This is a genomic window from Pseudomonas sp. RIT409 (genome assembly GCF_003052515.2).
Classification (GTDB): Bacteria; Pseudomonadota; Gammaproteobacteria; order Pseudomonadales; family Pseudomonadaceae; genus Aquipseudomonas.
The window spans coordinates 70,029-85,431 of the sequence record NZ_QARE02000016.1 but is presented as its reverse complement, the minus strand read 5'-3'; the positions used below and the strand labels follow the sequence as shown (position 1 = coordinate 85,431).

The window sequence follows — 15,403 nt, the reverse complement described above, 5'->3', positions numbered from 1 at the left end:
CGAATGCCTGGCATTCGGTTCTCTTAGAGCAGTGCTTGTAACTTGCGGTGCAACATCGAAACGTTGCTGCCTTTTGCTACAAACCCTGTAAGGGTCTCTGTAAGAAGGGCCGAGACTTTATCAGCTTCAGCTTTGCTTGGGAAGGCCCCAAACACACAACTTCCAGTCCCGGTTAATTTTGCGTCGGTGTATTTACCTAGCAAATTCAAAGCATTACGAACTTCTGGGTAACGCCTTGCTACAACCGGTAAGCAGTCATTTCGACTGTTTCCCTTGGGAACGGGGCGCACTTTAATGGGCGGCGTGTCACGTGTCAACAGGGGATCTGAAAAAATTTCTGCTGTACTTACAGAGACTTGCGGCACCAGCACCACGTACCACGGTTCTTCAGGGTCCACTGGGGTGAGTATTTCACCTACACCTTCGGCAAAGGCGGCGTGCCCGCGCACGAAAACCGGCACGTCGGCGCCCAGCTTCAAACCCAGGGCCGCGAGCCGATCTTCGTCCCAACCCAGTTGCCAGAGGTGGTTCAGGCCGACCAGTGTGGTCGCCGCGTCCGAACTTCCGCCGCCGATGCCACCGCCCATGGGCAGCACTTTCTTCAGCCAGATGTCGGCGCCGAGTGAGCAATTGGATTGCGCTTTGAGCGCGCGTGCGGCCTTGACGATCAGATTGCTGTCATGGGGGACGTCCGGGATTTCCGTCTGAAGTCGGATTTCGCCGTCTTCGCGCAGCGCAAATTCCAGTTCATCACCGTAGTCGAGAAACTGGAACAGGGTCTGCAACTCATGATAACCGTCGGGGCGGCGGCCAAGAATGTGCAGCATCAGGTTCAACTTGGCAGGGGCGGGCAGCGTCAGGTGTGGCTGGGGCATGTCACTGCCCCAACTTGCGTGGCTGCCAATCTTTAATGACCAGCGTGACATCCAGATCTTGACCGTGCAGCTTCATCCGCTCCGGAAGCCAGTAGCCGTTCTGTTCGGCGTAGCTGAGGTATTCGATCTGCCAGCCGTCCTGCTCGAGGCCCGAAAGGCGACTGTTGCCGTCCAGCGTCAACTTGCTTTTTGTTTCCGGGGCGGGGAGTCCGCGAACCCACCAGACCAGGTGCGATACGGGCAGCTTCCAGCCGAGTTGATCTTTAAGCAGGGTTTCCGGGTCGGGCGCGTCATACCGGCCCTGATTGGCGACCTCAAGGGATACCGCGCCGGGGCGTCCGGTCAGGCGCGCGGCCCCGCGGCCCAGCGGACCGGAAAGGCGAATGTCGTAGTAGTCCTGGCGTTGCAGCCAGTACAAGGTGCCGCTGCCGGAGTCCTTGGGTGCGCGGATGCCGACCTTGCCATTGATTTCCCAGCCGTCGAGGCTGGCGAGCCGCTCCTTGTTGGCCTTCCATTGGTTGGCGTCGCCCGTGCCCTGCACGGCCTCCCGGGAAGTGATGCCCGCACAACCGGCGAGCAGGGCGATCAGGCTGAATACGATGATGTGGCGCGATAACATAAATCAAAGGGTCTCGGACCCGGTCAGGCGCTTGAGGGTGCTGCGCAAGACCGGGCTGTCAGGTTGCTGTTCAAGGGCTTTGCCCCACACTTTGCGTGCTTCACGCTGTTGGCCTTTGGCCCACAGAACTTCGCCCAAATGCGCGGCGACTTCATGGTCGGGGTAGCGCTCCAGGGCTTCGCGCAGCAGGCGCTCGGCTTCGTCGAGGTTACCCAGCCGATAATTGACCCAGCCCAGGCTGTCGAGCACGGCGGGGTCATCGGGGTTGAGCTGATGAGCGCGCTCGATCAGTTCTTTGGCCTCGGCGTAGCGGGTGGTGCGGTCGGACAGGGTGTACCCCAGGGCGTTCAATGCCATGGCATTGTCCGGTTCGCGTTTGAGAATTGCCCGCAGGTCAGTCTCCATTTGCTTCAGATCGTCGCGCTTTTCCGCCAGCATTGCCCGGGTGTACAGCAAGTTCAGGTCGTCCGGGTACTGTTTGAGCGCCTGACTCAACACTTGCCAGCCACGGTCGCTCTGGTTGTTATTGGTCAGGGTTTCCGCTTCGATGAGGTACAGCTGGATGGTGTAATCAGGTTGGTCGGCGCGGGCCTGGGCAAGGCGCTTCGACGCTTCGGCGGAGTTGCCGTTGCTGACCAGAATGTCTGCCTGGCGCAGTTGTGCGGGCAGGTAGTCATTGCCTGGGCCGACCTGGCTGTACTCGTTCAACGCATTTTGTGGGTCATTGCGTTCCTCGTAGATGCGCCCCAGGTTGACGTGGGCCGAATCGACATGGCTGCCCCGGGCAATCAGATCTTCCAGATAGCCTTGAGCTTCATCCCACGCCTTGTTTTCCAGGCAGACCAGAGCCAATGAGTAACGCAGCTCGTCATCATCCGGGTATTGCTGGACGAGGCTGGAGAACTGCACTTTGGCGTCTTCCATGCGGTTCTGCTCGACGAGCATCCGCGCGTACGTCAGGCGCAGGCGTTTGTCGTCGGGGTATTTCTTGATGCTTTTTTCCAGCAGGGGCATCGCTTCCTTGCCCCGGTTCATGCTTTGCAGCAGCCGCGCGCGCAGCAGAATCGGCGCGACTTCGCCTTCCCCGGGAGGATTGTCCTCCAACAGTTTCAGCGACGCGGCGCTGTCGCCTTCCTGTTGCAGCAGCAGCGCTTTGCCAAAGATCAATTGCCCGTTTTTCGGGTACTTGGCTAACAGCCGATCAAAGCTGGCAAGCAGGCCTTTGCGTGTGTTGGAGTCGGTTTCCGCAGCCGACAAGGCGAGGAAATCAAAATGCGTGTCGCCTTGACCCTGGAGCACTTTCTCCATGTAGCGCATGGAGTCGTCGTAGCGACCTGCACGGGCCAACTGGATGGCAGCGGCCCGTTGCGCTTCAAGATTTGCCGGGTCGTTCTTGGCCCACAGCATGGAGGTATCCAGCGCGGCCTGATCGGCGCCCAGGTATTCGGCAATACGGAATGCGCGCTCGGAAATCCCCGGGTCCTGGGTCTGGATCGCCTGCGTCACGTAATTATCCAGCGCAATGTCGAAACGATTGCGCTGGCCGGCCAGTTCGGCCGTCAACAGGGCGACGACCGTTTCCTGAGTGAGCGAACCATACACCTTCGGCTTGGCATCAGGCGCGGGCGTCGCCTCCTTCGCCGGAGCGGCGGGCTCCGTTGAAGCGGGGGGCGTCGACTGACAGCCACCAAGTACGACAAAGGCAAGGAATAACGCGGAGGATTTATTCATATAGACGAGAGGGCGGCTTACCTGCGGTTTGAAAACATCATGACACAAGGCAGGGAGCAAACCCACAGCCCGACTGAAAACTAAAGACCCGCGTTTTACAGCCTGCGCCTGGACAATTTGTCGCAGGGGTCGCGTCGTGTGGCGGGTCTCTATAGGGACAATAGTCGGCTCCGGACGTTCTGGACGTATTACGGTGGTTGTTCTGAATCTATTGAAGTAGGACAATTGCCGGCTCACGTCACCATCAGCGACCTTGAATGGCCTTTCTTGCTCTGGGTATCAACCATAAGACTGCATCCGTGGATGTCCGCGAGCGCGTGGCATTTACGCCTGAGCAGTTGGTCGAGGCGTTGCAGCAACTCTGCCGCCTGACCCAGAGTCGAGAGGCTGCCATCCTCTCGACCTGCAATCGCAGTGAGCTTTATATAGAGCAGGATTCGGTTGCAGCGGATGTCGTGTTGCGCTGGCTGGCCGATTACCACCACCTCAACATCGAAGACCTGCGCGCCAGCGCGTATGTGCACGAGGATGATGCGGCGGTGCGGCACATGATGCGCGTGGCCTCCGGGCTGGATTCGCTGGTGCTGGGCGAGCCGCAGATTCTCGGGCAGATGAAATCCGCCTACGCGGTGGCACGGGAAGCCGGAACCATCGGTCCATTACTGGGGCGGCTGTTTCAGGCGACTTTCAGCGCCGCCAAACAGGTACGCACCGACACAGCCATCGGCGAGAACCCGGTCTCCGTGGCGTTCGCTGCGGTCAGTCTGGCCAAGCAGATTTTCAGTGACCTACAGCGTAGCCAGGCGCTGCTGATCGGGGCGGGCGAGACCATCACGCTGGTCGCCCGCCACCTGCACGACCTGGGCGTGAAGCGTATCGTGGTAGCCAATCGCACGCTGGAACGGGCGAATATTCTGGCTGAAGAGTTCGGTGCCCACGCGGTGCTGTTGGCCGATATTCCAGCCGAACTGGTCAACAGCGACATCGTCATCAGCTCCACCGCCAGCCAGTTGCCGATTCTGGGCAAGGGTGCCGTGGAGAGCGCTCTGAAGCTGCGCAAGCACAAGCCGATTTTCATGGTCGATATCGCCGTCCCGCGCGACATCGAACCGGAGGTGGGCGAGCTCGACGACGTGTACCTGTACACCGTGGACGACCTGCACGAAGTCGTCGCGGAAAACCTCAAGAGTCGTCAGGGTGCGGCCCAGGCTGCCGAGGAACTGGTGACGCTGGGCGTCGATGATTTCATGTCGCGGCTGCGGGAGTTGGCGGCCGTCGATGTGCTCAAGGCCTACCGTCAGCAAAGCGAGCGCCTGCGCGATGAAGAGTTGCAAAAGGCGCAACGCATGCTCGCCAATGGCGGCAATGCTGAAGAGGTGTTGATGGCGCTGGCTCGGGGCCTTACGAATAAACTGATGCACGCACCCAGCGTGCAACTCAAAAAGCTGTCTGCCGAAGGCCGCGTCGATGCGTTGGCCATGGCCCAGGAACTCTTTGCCCTCCATGAGGGTGCCACGGATAAACCCACGCAATGAAAGCTTCACTGCTTAATAAGCTGGATGTGCTCAGCGACCGTTTCGAAGAACTGACTGCGTTGCTGGGCGACGCCGAAGTCATTTCCGATCAGACCCAGTTTCGCGCCTATTCCCGCGAATATGCGGAAGTCGAGCCTGTGATTCAGGCCTACTCGCGGCTGAAAAAGGTCCAGGCCGGCCTCGAGGGTGCTCAGGCATTGCTCAAGGACAGTGACCCGGACATGCGCGAGATGGCCGTCGAGGAAGTGCGCGAGGCCAAGGAGCAGTTGGCGGTACTGGAAAGCGAGCTGCAAAAAATGCTGCTGCCCAAGGACCCCAATGACGGTCGTAACATCTTTCTGGAAATCCGCGCGGGTACCGGCGGTGACGAGGCGGCGATTTTCTCCGGCGACCTGTTCCGCATGTACTCGCGCTACGCAGAGCGGCGTGGCTGGCGGGTGGAAATTCTTTCCGAAAGCGAAGGCGAGCACGGTGGGTTCAAAGAGGTCATCGCGCGGGTCGAAGGCGAGAACGTCTACGGCAAGCTGAAGTTCGAGTCCGGCGCGCACCGTGTCCAACGCGTACCCGAGACCGAATCTCAGGGGCGGATTCACACCTCGGCCTGTACGGTCGCCGTATTGCCTGAGCCTGATGAGCAGCAGGCCATCGAGATCAATCCGGCCGATCTGCGCATCGACACCTACCGCTCTTCGGGCGCCGGTGGTCAGCACGTCAACAAGACCGATTCGGCCATTCGCATCACGCACTTGCCGACCGGCATCGTCGTGGAGTGTCAGGAAGAACGCTCCCAGCACAAGAACCGGGCCCGGGCCATGGCGTGGTTGTCGGCCAAGCTGAACGACCAACAGACGGCTGCAGCGGCCAGTGCCATCGCCAGTGAGCGCAAGTTGCTGGTCGGTTCGGGTGACCGTTCCGAACGCATTCGGACCTACAACTTCCCCCAGGGGCGGGTGACGGACCATCGCATCAACCTCACGCTGTATTCGCTGGATGAAGTTTTGGCGGGTGGGGTCGATGCAGTGATAGAACCGCTGCTTGCCGAGTATCAGGCAGATCAACTTGCGGCATTGGGTGAGTAAATGACCATCATCGCCAGCTTGTTAAGAAGTGCCGAGTTGCCGGATTCGCCGACAGCCCGTTTGGATGCCGAACTGCTGTTGGCGGCTGCCCTGGGCAAGCCGCGCAGCTTTTTGCATACCTGGCCGGAACGCATTGTCAGTACCGAGGCTGCCCAAGTGTTCGATCGCTACCTCGAGCGTCGCCGCACAGGCGAGCCGGTGGCCTACATCCTTGGCCAGCAGGGTTTCTGGAGCATCGACCTTGAAGTAGCGACCCATACCCTCATCCCCCGGCCGGAAACTGAAATGCTGGTCGAAACCGCGCTGGAACTGTTGCCAGGGCCGATCCCGCATCGCCTTCTGGACCTGGGCACGGGAACCGGCGCCATTGCGCTGTCCTTGGCCAAAGACCGGCCGCAGTGGCAGGTGACGGCTGTGGACCGGGTCGCGGAAGCCGTTGAGCTGGCCGAGCGCAACCGTCGGCGTCTGCACCTGGATAACGCGCAGGTGCTGGAAAGCCACTGGTTCAGCGCCGTCGAAGGCCAGCGTTTCGATCTGATCTTGAGTAACCCGCCGTACATCGCAGACAACGATCCGCATTTGGCGCAGGGTGATGTGCGCTTCGAGCCCAGCAGTGCACTGACCTCAGGTGCCGACGGGCTGGATGATTTGCGTTTGATCGTCGCTCAGGCGCCGCTGCATCTGGAGCCCGGCGGCTGGTTGTTGCTGGAGCATGGCTACGACCAGGGTTCGGCAGTGCGCGAGTTGTTGAACGAGCAAGGCTTCGAGCAGATTCAAACCCGTCGTGACCTCGGCGAGCACGAGCGCATCACGTTCGGACGTGTGCCGTGCTGACTGACGAAGAACTGCTGCGTTACAGCCGGCAGATTCTTTTGCAACAGGTCGACATCGACGGCCAGTTGCGCCTCAAACGCAGCCGTGCATTGGTCGTGGGCGTCGGCGGATTGGGTTCTCCCGTGGCGCTTTATCTGGCTGCGGCCGGCGTCGGTGAGCTTCATCTGGCTGACTTCGATACGGTGGACCTGACCAACCTGCAACGGCAGATCATTCACGACACCGCGAGCGTCGGCCTGGCCAAGGTAGATTCCGCCATCGCGCGACTGAAGGCAATCAACCCCGACGTTACGCTGGTACCACACCGTTCGGCACTGGATGATGATTCCCTCGCGGCTGCCGTCGCGGCCGTGGATCTGGTGCTCGACTGTTCCGACAACTTCACCACCCGCGAAGCCGTGAATGCGGCGTGCGTGGCGGCGGGTAAGCCGCTGGTCAGCGGTGCGGCTATCCGCCTCGAGGGGCAACTGTCGGTGTTCGATTCGCGCCGCGCCGAGAGTCCCTGCTATCACTGCCTTTATGGGCACGGCAACGACAGCGAATTGACGTGCAGCGAAGCCGGCGTCATCGGCCCGCTCGTCGGCTTGGTCGGCAGTCTACAAGCGTTGGAGGGCTTGAAACTGCTGGCCGGTTTCGGTGAGCCCCTCGTGGGTCGTCTGCTGTTGATCGATGCGTTGGGCACGCGATTCCGCGAACTCAAGGTGAAACGCGATCCGGGCTGCAGCGTATGTGGTACTGCCCATGAATGATAGAACGCTTGAACATGGCTAGGGGCAACGACGCCCCTGTGGGGGTTTTCGATTCGGGTGTAGGCGGGCTCTCGGTGCTAGGCGAGATTCATCGCTTGCTGCCTCACGAATCGCTGCTTTATGTCGCCGACTGCGGCCATATCCCCTATGGCGAAAAATCGCCGGAGTTCATCCGTCAGCGTTGCGTGACGATGGCGGAGTTTTTCCGCGAGCAGGGCGCCAAAGCCTTGGTGATCGCGTGCAATACGGCCACGGTCGCTGGTGTGGCCGATCTTCGCGAGCGTTATCCCGACTGGCCGCTGGTCGGCATGGAGCCGGCTGTAAAACCCGCGGCAGCGGCGACCCAGACTGGTGTGGTGGGCGTCCTGGCGACCACCGGCACACTCCAAAGCGCCAAATTCGCCGCGTTACTGGACCGCTTCGCTGCTGACGTACGCGTGGTGACCCAGCCCTGTCCTGGGTTGGTAGAGTTGATCGAAACAGGCGACCTGCTCAGCCCTGCCATTCGCCAGCTGTTGTGGGGTTATGTCCAGCCCCTGCTGGAAGCCGGGTGTGACACGATCATATTGGGCTGTACCCACTACCCTTTCCTTAAGCCTCTTTTGCGGGACATGATTCCGATGTCGATCACGCTGATCGATACGGGTGCCGCTGTAGCGCGCCAGTTGCAACGCCTGTTGAGTCAGCATGATCTCCTTTCGTCGGCCAATGCGCGGGAAACCCAGTTCTGGACGAGTGGAAGTCCAGAAAATTTCAGAAACATCCTACCGATGCTATGGAAAAAATCTGACAGTGTGAGATTCTTCGCTTCGTGAAAAAAACGTGAATTGGACTGGTTTCGGCTGAACTTATGTTCACCGACGGATTTCTACAGCTCTCTGTTGATACAAAAATTTCTAACGGCGTTCGAAAATAGGATGTTTCAAATGAAGCGACTGTTTTGTTTGGCTGCGATTGCGGCTGCATTAACGGGGCAAAGCGCTATCGCTCAAGCCGATGGCGTCGAGTTCTCGGTAGGTCATACCGGGGAATCGACGATGACCTATCGTCTGGGCGCGCAATTTGATTGGGATAAAAGCTGGTGGCAAACCGGCGTCGGTCGTCTGACCGGTTATTGGAGCGGCGCCTATACCCATTGGGAAGGCGACAAGAACGCGAGCAATAACAGCCTTTCGTTCTCCCCGGTGTTCGTTTATGAGTTTGCCGGAGACAGCGTCAAACCTTATATCGAAGCGGGTATCGGTGCGGCGGTCTTCCAGCGCACTGAAGTCGAAGGCAACAAACTGGGTAGCGCATTCCAGTTCGAAGACCGTATCGGCTTCGGCCTGCGCTTTGCCGGTGGTCATGAAGTGGGCCTGCGTGCCACTCACTACTCCAACGGTGGCCTGACCAGCGACAACGACGGCATCGAGAGCTACGCGGTTCACTACACCATGCCGTTCTAAGTCTGTAATCCTCTGCAGGCCATCTGCTGCGGAATCTGTGGGAGCGAATGCATTCGCGTGAAGGCAGCCTGCCTCTCGTGCATCAGTTCGCTCCCACGGTGATAGATCAAGTCAGACTGTCTTGATTTCTCCCCTCGACATTGAAGCCGAAGCGCATTTCAGCAACGTTGGCTTTCATCTCAGCCGCCTCTTGAACCAGCCAACCATCCTGCCCATCACCGGCAAGTGCTCGTAGAACAGCGCTCCTGCGTCGAAGTAATCCCGATGCTGGAAGACCTTGTTATCGGTCCACAGCAAGTGTGAGCAACCGCTGACCGAAATCATGGCACCTTGATTGAGGCGTGGATGCTGATAAGTCATGGTCCAGCGGACATAGCCCTTGCCATCCCGGACCTGATCGAACGCATGGAACTCGAAGCGACGATCGCCCATGGTCGCGTAAAGCCCGGTGAAATACTCCCGCAGGCCTGGAAGGCCATGAACCTCATGCAGCGGATCGGTAAACGCGATGTCGTCGCTGTACAGCTCGTCGAGAAGGTCCAGATTGTCTTTGGTCAGAGCGGCGAAGCGCCGAGTGTGATCACGCAGAAATTCACTCATGATCAAGCGCCTCCGCATGGCGGTGAGGCAGAGACTTGAATGCTGCAAGCGCTCGCTCGCGGCTCGCTTTCAAATCCACGATGGGGGAGGGGTAGCCCTCGACCCCAAACAGCCCGCTCAGCGCCGAGGGATCATGAATGTCGCGTTTGTTCAGCTCACTCAGTTCCGGCACCCACTGCTTGATGAACACACCCTGGGGGTCGAAGCGTTCGGACTGGCTGATCGGGTTGAAAATGCGGAAGTAGGGTGAAGAGTCCGTACCAGTCGACGAGCTCCACTGCCATCCGCCGTTATTGGCCGCCAGATCCCCGTCGATCAGGTGCTGCATGAAGAAGCGCTCACCTTCCCGCCAGTCGATCAGCAGGTTTTTGGTCAGGAACATCGCCGTGATCATGCGCAGGCGGTTGTGCATCCAACCGGTCTCCAACAACTGACGCATTGCTGCATCGACGATGGGCAGCCCGGTACGCCCTTCTTGCCAGGCCTGGAGGTCCTTGGGTGCGTGACGCCATTTCAACGCCTCGGTTTCCGGCCGGAAGGCCCTGTGGCGGGACACCCGAGGGAAACCCACCAGTACGTGTTTATAGAACTCACGCCATAACAGCTCATTGATCCAGGTCACGGCACCGACGTTGCCGGTCTCGAACTCGCCATTATTGCTGCTCAGTGCAGCGTGCAGGCACTGCCGCGCAGACACCACACCCGCCGCGAGATACGCTGACAACTGGCTGGTGCCTGGGCGAGCGGGGAAGTCGCGCTCGTCCTCGTAATGATGCACTTGATCGTCGGTGAACTGCGCCAGCCGCTTGCGCGCTTCGTCCTCTCCAGCCGGCCAGCGGTTGCGCAGCGCCTCGGAGGGCTGCTTGAACCCTTTCACCTGCTTCGGGATGTCGTCGCTCTTGATGCGCACCGCCGCCTGTGGCTTGTGCAGCCTGGCGACCGAGGGGATTGAGTGGTGCAGACGCTCGTAGCAGACCTTGCGGAACTGGGTATAGACCTTGAAGTAATTGCCACTTTTGGTCAGCACACTGCCGGGCTTGAAGAGCAACTGGTCCAGGTAGCGATCGAAGCCAATGCCGTGTTTGTCCAGCATCGCTTCGACGGCCTTATCGCGTTTTTCCTCATTGACCCCGTATTCTTCATTGACGTGCACGTGTTCGATTCCGTGGGTCTGGCATAACTCCAGCAAGGCTTGCGGGGCCTTATCCCAGGTGTCGGCATTCACGATGAGCAGCGGTATGTTCAACGCCTTCAGGCTGTCCTTCAGCACCGCCAGATTACGCAGCCAGAAATCCACCTTGCATGAAGCCTCGTCGTGGCGGCGCCATTGTTCCGGGCTGATCATGAATGCAGCAACGGTCGGACCTTGCTTCATTGCAGCATTCAGTGCCGTATTGTCATGTGTACGCAGATCGGTGCGCAGCCAGAACAATTGCATGGTCGCTCCTTAAATGAGGTCCAGACGCTGCAGCGCGGCGTAAGCGCCCAGTGGATCTTCTGCGAGCGTCAGCCCGTCGATGTCATTTACGGTGCTGCTCCATTCCTCCCCGTGAATGCGGACGCAAGGCCCTATGATCAATTTCGGGCAGTCGACGTTGCTCAGCAGTCGGGGCAACTGCGTGAGATTCAGCGGCTTGCTGGAATACAAAAGCACTGCTCGAGGCTTGAGGTGTTCGCACGCCAGCCCCAGCTCGCCGACAGGCAGCGGCCAATCGAAGACTTCCACCGGGAAATCAGCGCTGCTGATCAGCCACGCCGTCAGCCACAGGTGTGGCTCCATGGGGGCGTCGGATTGGTTGAGCAGCAACAGCGGTGTGCCATTGACCTGACGGTTGTTGTGGTAAAGGCGTGCGCCGAACTTGCTACGCAACCATGAATAGAAGAACGCGCGTTCCAGTTGAGCCCCGAACTGCCCTTGCCAGCGCTGTTCAAGGGCATTGAGAAGAGGAAAGAGCAACTGTTCGCAAAGTGTGCGTGGTGGGTAGAGCGACATGGCCTGGTTGACGGTGTCGTCCAACCGTCGCTCCGACAGCGTGGTGATCGCTTGCATCAGATTCTGGCGCAACGGGTCCCAGTCGCTCTCGACGCTCGGAGGTGGCGTCTGCTGGCTGTCGAGCAGTTGCTTGACCTGACTGACGGAAACGCCGCGGTTGAGCCAGGTGAGAATGGCCAGTACTCGGTCCACATGAGCCGTGCTGTACAGGCGGTGCCCCTTGGGCGTGCGATGGGGGACGATCAGGCCATAGCGCCGCTCCCAGGCTCGCAGGGTGACGGCGTTCACGCCGGTCATGCGCGCCACTTCACGGATCGGCAGCCAGCCGCCCTCCAAGGCTTCAGCGTAGGCTTGCGGATCGTCGTCGAGGGCTTCGGTGTTGTGGTCGTTCATAAGTCAGATGGCGTTACGCAGGCTAAGGTTTTCCGGGTGAGGTTGCAGGTACACCTGTATTGCGATGTACGGGTCCGGGTGTTGACGAAAGTGATGTTTGAGCAAGGTCAGGGGGACGACCAGCGGCACGATCCCCTCACGGTACTGGCTGATCAGGCCTTGCAGCTCCTGTTTGTCCGACGTGCCGAGTGTCTCGCGCAGGTAACCGCACAGATGCTGGAGCACATTGGTATGAGTGCGCCGCGTAGCCGGCTTTTTCAGCGCGTTCATCAAAGCACTGAAGTAACGGGGGGCAATCTCGGACGGGTCGCTGCGGCCCATGTGGCCCAACAAACTGCCCAGGGCTTTGTACTGCACCGGATCACTGGCCATCAGCTGGTATTTGTAGCGCGAGTGAAACTCGGTCAGCGCGCGACGGCTGATCCCTTCTCTGATCAACTGCTGCCAAGCTGCATACGCAAATACGCGCGTGATGAAATTCTCACGCAGAACCGGGTCATTCAATCGGCCGTCTTCCTCCACCGGTAAATCGGGGTGTTGGTCACAGAATGCCTGGGCATAAATCCCGCGGCCGCCTTCTTCGAACGGAGCACCGTTATCGCGGTAGACCTTGACCCGCTCCAGGCCGCAGGAGGGGGATTTCTGCATGAAGATATAGCCGCTTATACCGTCCATGGCCTTGGCCATGTGGCGACCGTAATCGGCCAGAGGCTGCGTGACATTCAAGTCTGCGTGGACGGTGCCGACGGCTTGGGGATGATGAGGGTCGCCCACCAGCCGAATCGTCTCCCGAGGGATGCCCAGGCCAATGGCGACTTCCGGACAGGCGGGGACGAAGTCGAAATGCTCGTTGAGGGCTCGGGTCAGCAGGTGGGATTCCTTGTGACCGCCGTTGTAGCGCACTTCAACCCCCATCAGGCAGGCACTGACGCCCAGTTTGGGTTTAGCTTTCAGTTCTGGCGATGGCTCTGGGGGCTTACGCATGGATCAAATCTCGTCAGGCTCGCGATCTCGACGGCATCTTGTACAGCCTCAACCCGCTGTACAACTTCTGGTCATCATAAGAATTGAGTTGTACAAGTCAAACGATTTGTACAACCTTTTTCGTGGGAAAGGTGAACATTCAGCAGGACGTTCAGCGGCCGGTCACTTCCAGCCCATCAGCCACTGCTGGTCATCTTGCAGAGTTTGCCAAGCCAAGCGCTGGCTGCGTTTGGTCAATACGGCTTGAAGTTCGATTTCCAGTACGGTGCCTTCTTCATCGCAGAAGAGTTCAGTGACTAGAAAATGTTTCTCACGGTGCCGCGGATGGGCTGCTGTCCACTTCGACAGCAGCAATTTGCGAGGAGTCAGACGATTCATTTCAAGTGATCGAGCAAGCGACGAGCTGCCTCCTGGCCGCTGAGCCACGCGCCCTCGACGCGGCCTGACAGGCACCAGTCGCCGCACACGTATAGACCCAGATCCGGATCGGACAGCGCGCCCACTTCCCGTCCGCCCGCCGGCCGCGCGTACAGCCATCGATGCGCAAGAGTAAAGGCGGGCGCTGGCATTGCGCAGCTGACCATCTCGGCGAAAGCTCCATGCAGGTGTTCGATCACTACTTCCTTGGGCATGTCCAGATGCTGACGACTCCAGGCGCTGGTGGCGTGTAGAACCCACGTGTCCATGGTGTTGTCGCGGCCCGGCTTGCTGCGGTTGCGTGCCAGCCAGTCGATCGGGCTGTCCTGCACGAAGCACCCCTCCATGGGGGTGTCCAGCGGGGTTTCGAAGGCCATGGCGACCGCCCAGGTAGGCTCCATTTTCACGCCCGCCACGACACTCGCCAGTTTGGGGGCAGCGGCGAGCAAGGTGGTCGCCTGGGGCGCGGGTATCGCGATGACGACCTGGCTGAATGGGCCGTGGCTGCGACCTTCGGCGTCGAGCAGATGCCAGTGCTCCTCGCCTCGAAAAACCTCGGTGACGCGGCAGGAGAACGTAACCGGCATATCGCCAAGCATCGCCCGGGTGATGGCGCTCATGCGTGGTTTGCCTACCCACCGGACTTGCTCGTCCGGGGAGAGGCTCAGTTGGCCGCCATGAAAGTTGTAGAGCACCGGGGCCCACTCAGCGACATGGCCCTCAGCCTGCCATTGCTGGACCACTTTGGCGAAGCGGCGATCTCGGGTTGTGAAGTACTGCGCGCCCATGTCCAGTGCGCCCGCGTCGCTGCGCTTGCTGGACATGCGCCCGCCACTGCCGCGGCTCTTGTCGAAGAGGTGAACGCTGTGCCCGGCAGCATGAAGCGCTCGGGCAGCTGAGAGTCCGGCGATGCCGGTACCGATGATTGCGATGGGTACAGTCATAGGAGCCTCGTAACCTTGTCTGCACAGACTACGCCGTCGTCAAAACCTGTACAATGCTGTTTTCCGGTATAACTTATCGCCCTACGGCGTCCAGGGCGCAGGCCGCCGTCGCGGTCCATATTGAGTCTGACATGTCATCCGATTCGTTCAATGGAGCGAACGGGTGAGATCGAACGTATGTCTCCAGCGCTGCTCAATAACGTGGCCTAAAGTTTCACTGCTCGCCGCGTCTGAATGCGCAGGGTGTGTGAAGAAATAGACTACTGAATTGCGATGAACGCCACGCGAGGATTACCGACATGCACATCTTGCTGACCGGCGGTACAGGTTTGATAGGTCGTCGCCTGTGTCGACACTGGCGCGATCAGGGTCATCAACTGACCGTTTTGAGCCGTAAGCCTGCCGAGGTGCCGCGTTTGTGCGGTGCAGGCATCCGGGGCGTCGGTCACCTGGACGAAGTCGGCGATCAGCCGGTCGACGCCGTGATCAATCTGGCAGGCGCACCCATTGCCGACAGACCCTGGACTCGCAAGCGCAAACGCTTGTTGTGGGACAGCCGCATTACGTTGACAGAACGGCTCATCACTTGGCTGGAGCGGCGGCAGCAAAAATCCGCTGTCCTGATTTCGGGCTCTGCGGTTGGCTGGTATGGCGATGGTGGCGAGCGCGATCTCGACGAGAACTCGCCTCCCGTCAGTGAGGACTTCGCGAGCCGTCTGTGCATCGCGTGGGAAGAAACTGCCCAGCGAGCTGAAACCTTGGGCATACGCGTCGTACTGCTTCGAACCGGCCTGGTGCTCAGCGCCGACGGTGGAATGGTGCAGCGCCTACTGCCTCCTTTCAAGCTCGGACTCGGCGGGCCCATCGGCAGCGGACGGCAATGGATGCCCTGGGTTCACATCGACGATCAAATCGCGGTGATTGATTTTCTCTTGAACCGTGAACAAGCCCAAGGCCCTTATAATGCCTGCGCGCCCGCACCGGTTCGCAATCGCGATTTCGCCAAGACGCTGGGTTCGATCTTGCAACGGCCAGCGTTCATGCCCATGCCGGCATTTGCCTTGCGATTGCTGATGGGCGAACTGTCGATACTGCTTCTGGGCGGTCAGCGCGCCCGGCCGAGCCGGCTGATGGACGCCGGATACACTTTCCGATTCACCGATCTGCACGCGGCACTCAAAGACGTAACAGGCCGCCATTGACCC

The 15,403-nt window shown here is 59.8% G+C and carries 16 protein-coding genes; 7 read left to right on the top strand and 9 right to left on the bottom strand.

Going from position 1 to position 15,403, the window contains the following annotated elements:
• Window positions 1-23: 23 nt before the first annotated feature.
• The 3 genes from ispE to DBP26_RS19240 are packed head-to-tail and all read right to left on the bottom strand — an operon-like array spanning window position 24 to window position 3,225.
• A complete protein-coding gene (gene ispE / locus DBP26_RS19250; protein WP_108239081.1) occupies window positions 24-875 on the bottom strand; it encodes a 4-(cytidine 5'-diphospho)-2-C-methyl-D-erythritol kinase in 852 nt (283 codons plus the stop codon).
• Window position 876: 1 nt separating this feature from the next.
• Window positions 877-1,494 (bottom strand): lipoprotein insertase outer membrane protein LolB, encoded by a 618-nt coding sequence (gene lolB, locus DBP26_RS19245; RefSeq protein ID WP_108239082.1) that lies wholly within the window; start codon window positions 1,492-1,494, stop codon window positions 877-879.
• A gap of 3 nt (window positions 1,495-1,497) precedes the next feature.
• Window positions 1,498-3,225 carry a tetratricopeptide repeat protein gene (locus DBP26_RS19240; RefSeq protein WP_108239083.1) on the bottom strand — a complete coding sequence of 576 codons (1,728 nt, stop codon included), beginning with the start codon at window positions 3,223-3,225 and terminating at the stop codon, window positions 1,498-1,500.
• A 257-nt stretch (window positions 3,226-3,482) separates the two neighbouring features.
• Here DBP26_RS19240 and hemA point away from each other — a divergent pair, with 257 nt between their 5' ends.
• The 6 genes from hemA to DBP26_RS19210 all read left to right on the top strand — a co-directional run bounded on the left by hemA (window position 3,483) and on the right by DBP26_RS19210 (window position 8,867).
• On the top strand, window positions 3,483-4,760 hold the full coding sequence (gene hemA / locus DBP26_RS19235) for a glutamyl-tRNA reductase (RefSeq protein ID WP_108239084.1): 1,278 nt from the start codon (window positions 3,483-3,485) through the stop codon (window positions 4,758-4,760).
• A complete protein-coding gene (gene prfA / locus DBP26_RS19230) occupies window positions 4,757-5,839 on the top strand; it encodes a peptide chain release factor 1 (RefSeq protein WP_108239085.1) in 1,083 nt (360 codons plus the stop codon). Before hemA ends, prfA begins: the two co-directional genes overlap by 4 nt.
• Window positions 5,840-6,673 carry a peptide chain release factor N(5)-glutamine methyltransferase gene (prmC, locus tag DBP26_RS19225; protein WP_108239086.1) on the top strand — a complete coding sequence of 278 codons (834 nt, stop codon included), beginning with the start codon at window positions 5,840-5,842 and terminating at the stop codon, window positions 6,671-6,673.
• Window positions 6,667-7,422, top strand: a complete 756-nt coding sequence (locus DBP26_RS19220; RefSeq protein WP_108239087.1) for a molybdopterin-synthase adenylyltransferase MoeB — start codon at window positions 6,667-6,669, stop codon at window positions 7,420-7,422. Before prmC ends, DBP26_RS19220 begins: the two co-directional genes overlap by 7 nt.
• Before the next feature lie 14 nt (window positions 7,423-7,436).
• Window positions 7,437-8,237 carry a glutamate racemase gene (gene murI / locus DBP26_RS19215; RefSeq protein WP_108239088.1) on the top strand — a complete coding sequence of 267 codons (801 nt, stop codon included), beginning with the start codon at window positions 7,437-7,439 and terminating at the stop codon, window positions 8,235-8,237.
• A 111-nt stretch (window positions 8,238-8,348) separates the two neighbouring features.
• On the top strand, window positions 8,349-8,867 hold the full coding sequence (locus DBP26_RS19210) for an acyloxyacyl hydrolase (RefSeq protein ID WP_108239089.1): 519 nt from the start codon (window positions 8,349-8,351) through the stop codon (window positions 8,865-8,867).
• A 174-nt stretch (window positions 8,868-9,041) separates the two neighbouring features.
• Here DBP26_RS19210 and DBP26_RS19205 read toward each other — a convergent pair whose 3' ends face one another.
• From DBP26_RS19205 to DBP26_RS19180, 6 genes are all read right to left on the bottom strand, one after another.
• On the bottom strand, window positions 9,042-9,467 hold the full coding sequence (locus DBP26_RS19205; RefSeq protein ID WP_108239090.1) for a nuclear transport factor 2 family protein: 426 nt from the start codon (window positions 9,465-9,467) through the stop codon (window positions 9,042-9,044).
• The gene (phrB, locus tag DBP26_RS19200) at window positions 9,460-10,905 is read right to left on the bottom strand and encodes a deoxyribodipyrimidine photo-lyase (protein ID WP_108239091.1); all 1,446 of its coding nucleotides are present in this window, start codon (window positions 10,903-10,905) and stop codon (window positions 9,460-9,462) included. The genes DBP26_RS19205 and phrB overlap by 8 nt, the downstream gene beginning before the upstream one ends.
• A 9-nt stretch (window positions 10,906-10,914) precedes the next feature.
• Window positions 10,915-11,853 carry a MerR family transcriptional regulator gene (locus tag DBP26_RS19195; protein ID WP_108239092.1) on the bottom strand — a complete coding sequence of 313 codons (939 nt, stop codon included), beginning with the start codon at window positions 11,851-11,853 and terminating at the stop codon, window positions 10,915-10,917.
• 3 nt (window positions 11,854-11,856) lie between these two features.
• Entirely contained in the window at window positions 11,857-12,837 is a 981-nt protein-coding gene (locus DBP26_RS19190) for a DUF523 and DUF1722 domain-containing protein (protein ID WP_108239093.1), read from the bottom strand.
• Window positions 12,838-12,999: 162 nt separating this feature from the next.
• Window positions 13,000-13,215 (bottom strand): TIGR02450 family Trp-rich protein, encoded by a 216-nt coding sequence (locus tag DBP26_RS19185; protein ID WP_108239094.1) that lies wholly within the window; start codon window positions 13,213-13,215, stop codon window positions 13,000-13,002.
• The gene (locus DBP26_RS19180; RefSeq protein WP_108239095.1) at window positions 13,212-14,198 is read right to left on the bottom strand and encodes an NAD(P)/FAD-dependent oxidoreductase; all 987 of its coding nucleotides are present in this window, start codon (window positions 14,196-14,198) and stop codon (window positions 13,212-13,214) included. Before DBP26_RS19180 ends, DBP26_RS19185 begins: the two co-directional genes overlap by 4 nt.
• A 299-nt stretch (window positions 14,199-14,497) precedes the next feature.
• Between DBP26_RS19180 and DBP26_RS19175 the strand changes: the two genes are divergently transcribed.
• Window positions 14,498-15,400, top strand: coding sequence for a TIGR01777 family oxidoreductase (locus DBP26_RS19175; RefSeq protein WP_108239096.1), 903 nt, complete (start codon window positions 14,498-14,500; stop codon window positions 15,398-15,400).
• Window positions 15,401-15,403 lie beyond the last annotated feature (3 nt).

Coding starts and splice junctions, on each gene's coding strand:
- ispE (WP_108239081.1), bottom strand. CDS start 875: ATGCCCCAGCCACACCTGACGCTGCCCGCCCCTGCCAAGTTGAACCTG.
- lolB (WP_108239082.1), bottom strand. CDS start 1,494: ATGTTATCGCGCCACATCATCGTATTCAGCCTGATCGCCCTGCTCGCC.
- DBP26_RS19240 (WP_108239083.1), bottom strand. CDS start 3,225: ATGAATAAATCCTCCGCGTTATTCCTTGCCTTTGTCGTACTTGGTGGC.
- hemA (WP_108239084.1), top strand. CDS start 3,483: ATGGCCTTTCTTGCTCTGGGTATCAACCATAAGACTGCATCCGTGGAT.
- prfA (WP_108239085.1), top strand. CDS start 4,757: ATGAAAGCTTCACTGCTTAATAAGCTGGATGTGCTCAGCGACCGTTTC.
- prmC (WP_108239086.1), top strand. CDS start 5,840: ATGACCATCATCGCCAGCTTGTTAAGAAGTGCCGAGTTGCCGGATTCG.
- murI (WP_108239088.1), top strand. CDS start 7,437: ATGGCTAGGGGCAACGACGCCCCTGTGGGGGTTTTCGATTCGGGTGTA.
- DBP26_RS19210 (WP_108239089.1), top strand. CDS start 8,349: ATGAAGCGACTGTTTTGTTTGGCTGCGATTGCGGCTGCATTAACGGGG.
- DBP26_RS19205 (WP_108239090.1), bottom strand. CDS start 9,467: ATGAGTGAATTTCTGCGTGATCACACTCGGCGCTTCGCCGCTCTGACC.
- phrB (WP_108239091.1), bottom strand. CDS start 10,905: ATGCAATTGTTCTGGCTGCGCACCGATCTGCGTACACATGACAATACG.
- DBP26_RS19195 (WP_108239092.1), bottom strand. CDS start 11,853: ATGAACGACCACAACACCGAAGCCCTCGACGACGATCCGCAAGCCTAC.
- DBP26_RS19190 (WP_108239093.1), bottom strand. CDS start 12,837: ATGCGTAAGCCCCCAGAGCCATCGCCAGAACTGAAAGCTAAACCCAAA.
- DBP26_RS19185 (WP_108239094.1), bottom strand. CDS start 13,215: ATGAATCGTCTGACTCCTCGCAAATTGCTGCTGTCGAAGTGGACAGCA.
- DBP26_RS19180 (WP_108239095.1), bottom strand. CDS start 14,198: ATGACTGTACCCATCGCAATCATCGGTACCGGCATCGCCGGACTCTCA.
- DBP26_RS19175 (WP_108239096.1), top strand. CDS start 14,498: ATGCACATCTTGCTGACCGGCGGTACAGGTTTGATAGGTCGTCGCCTG.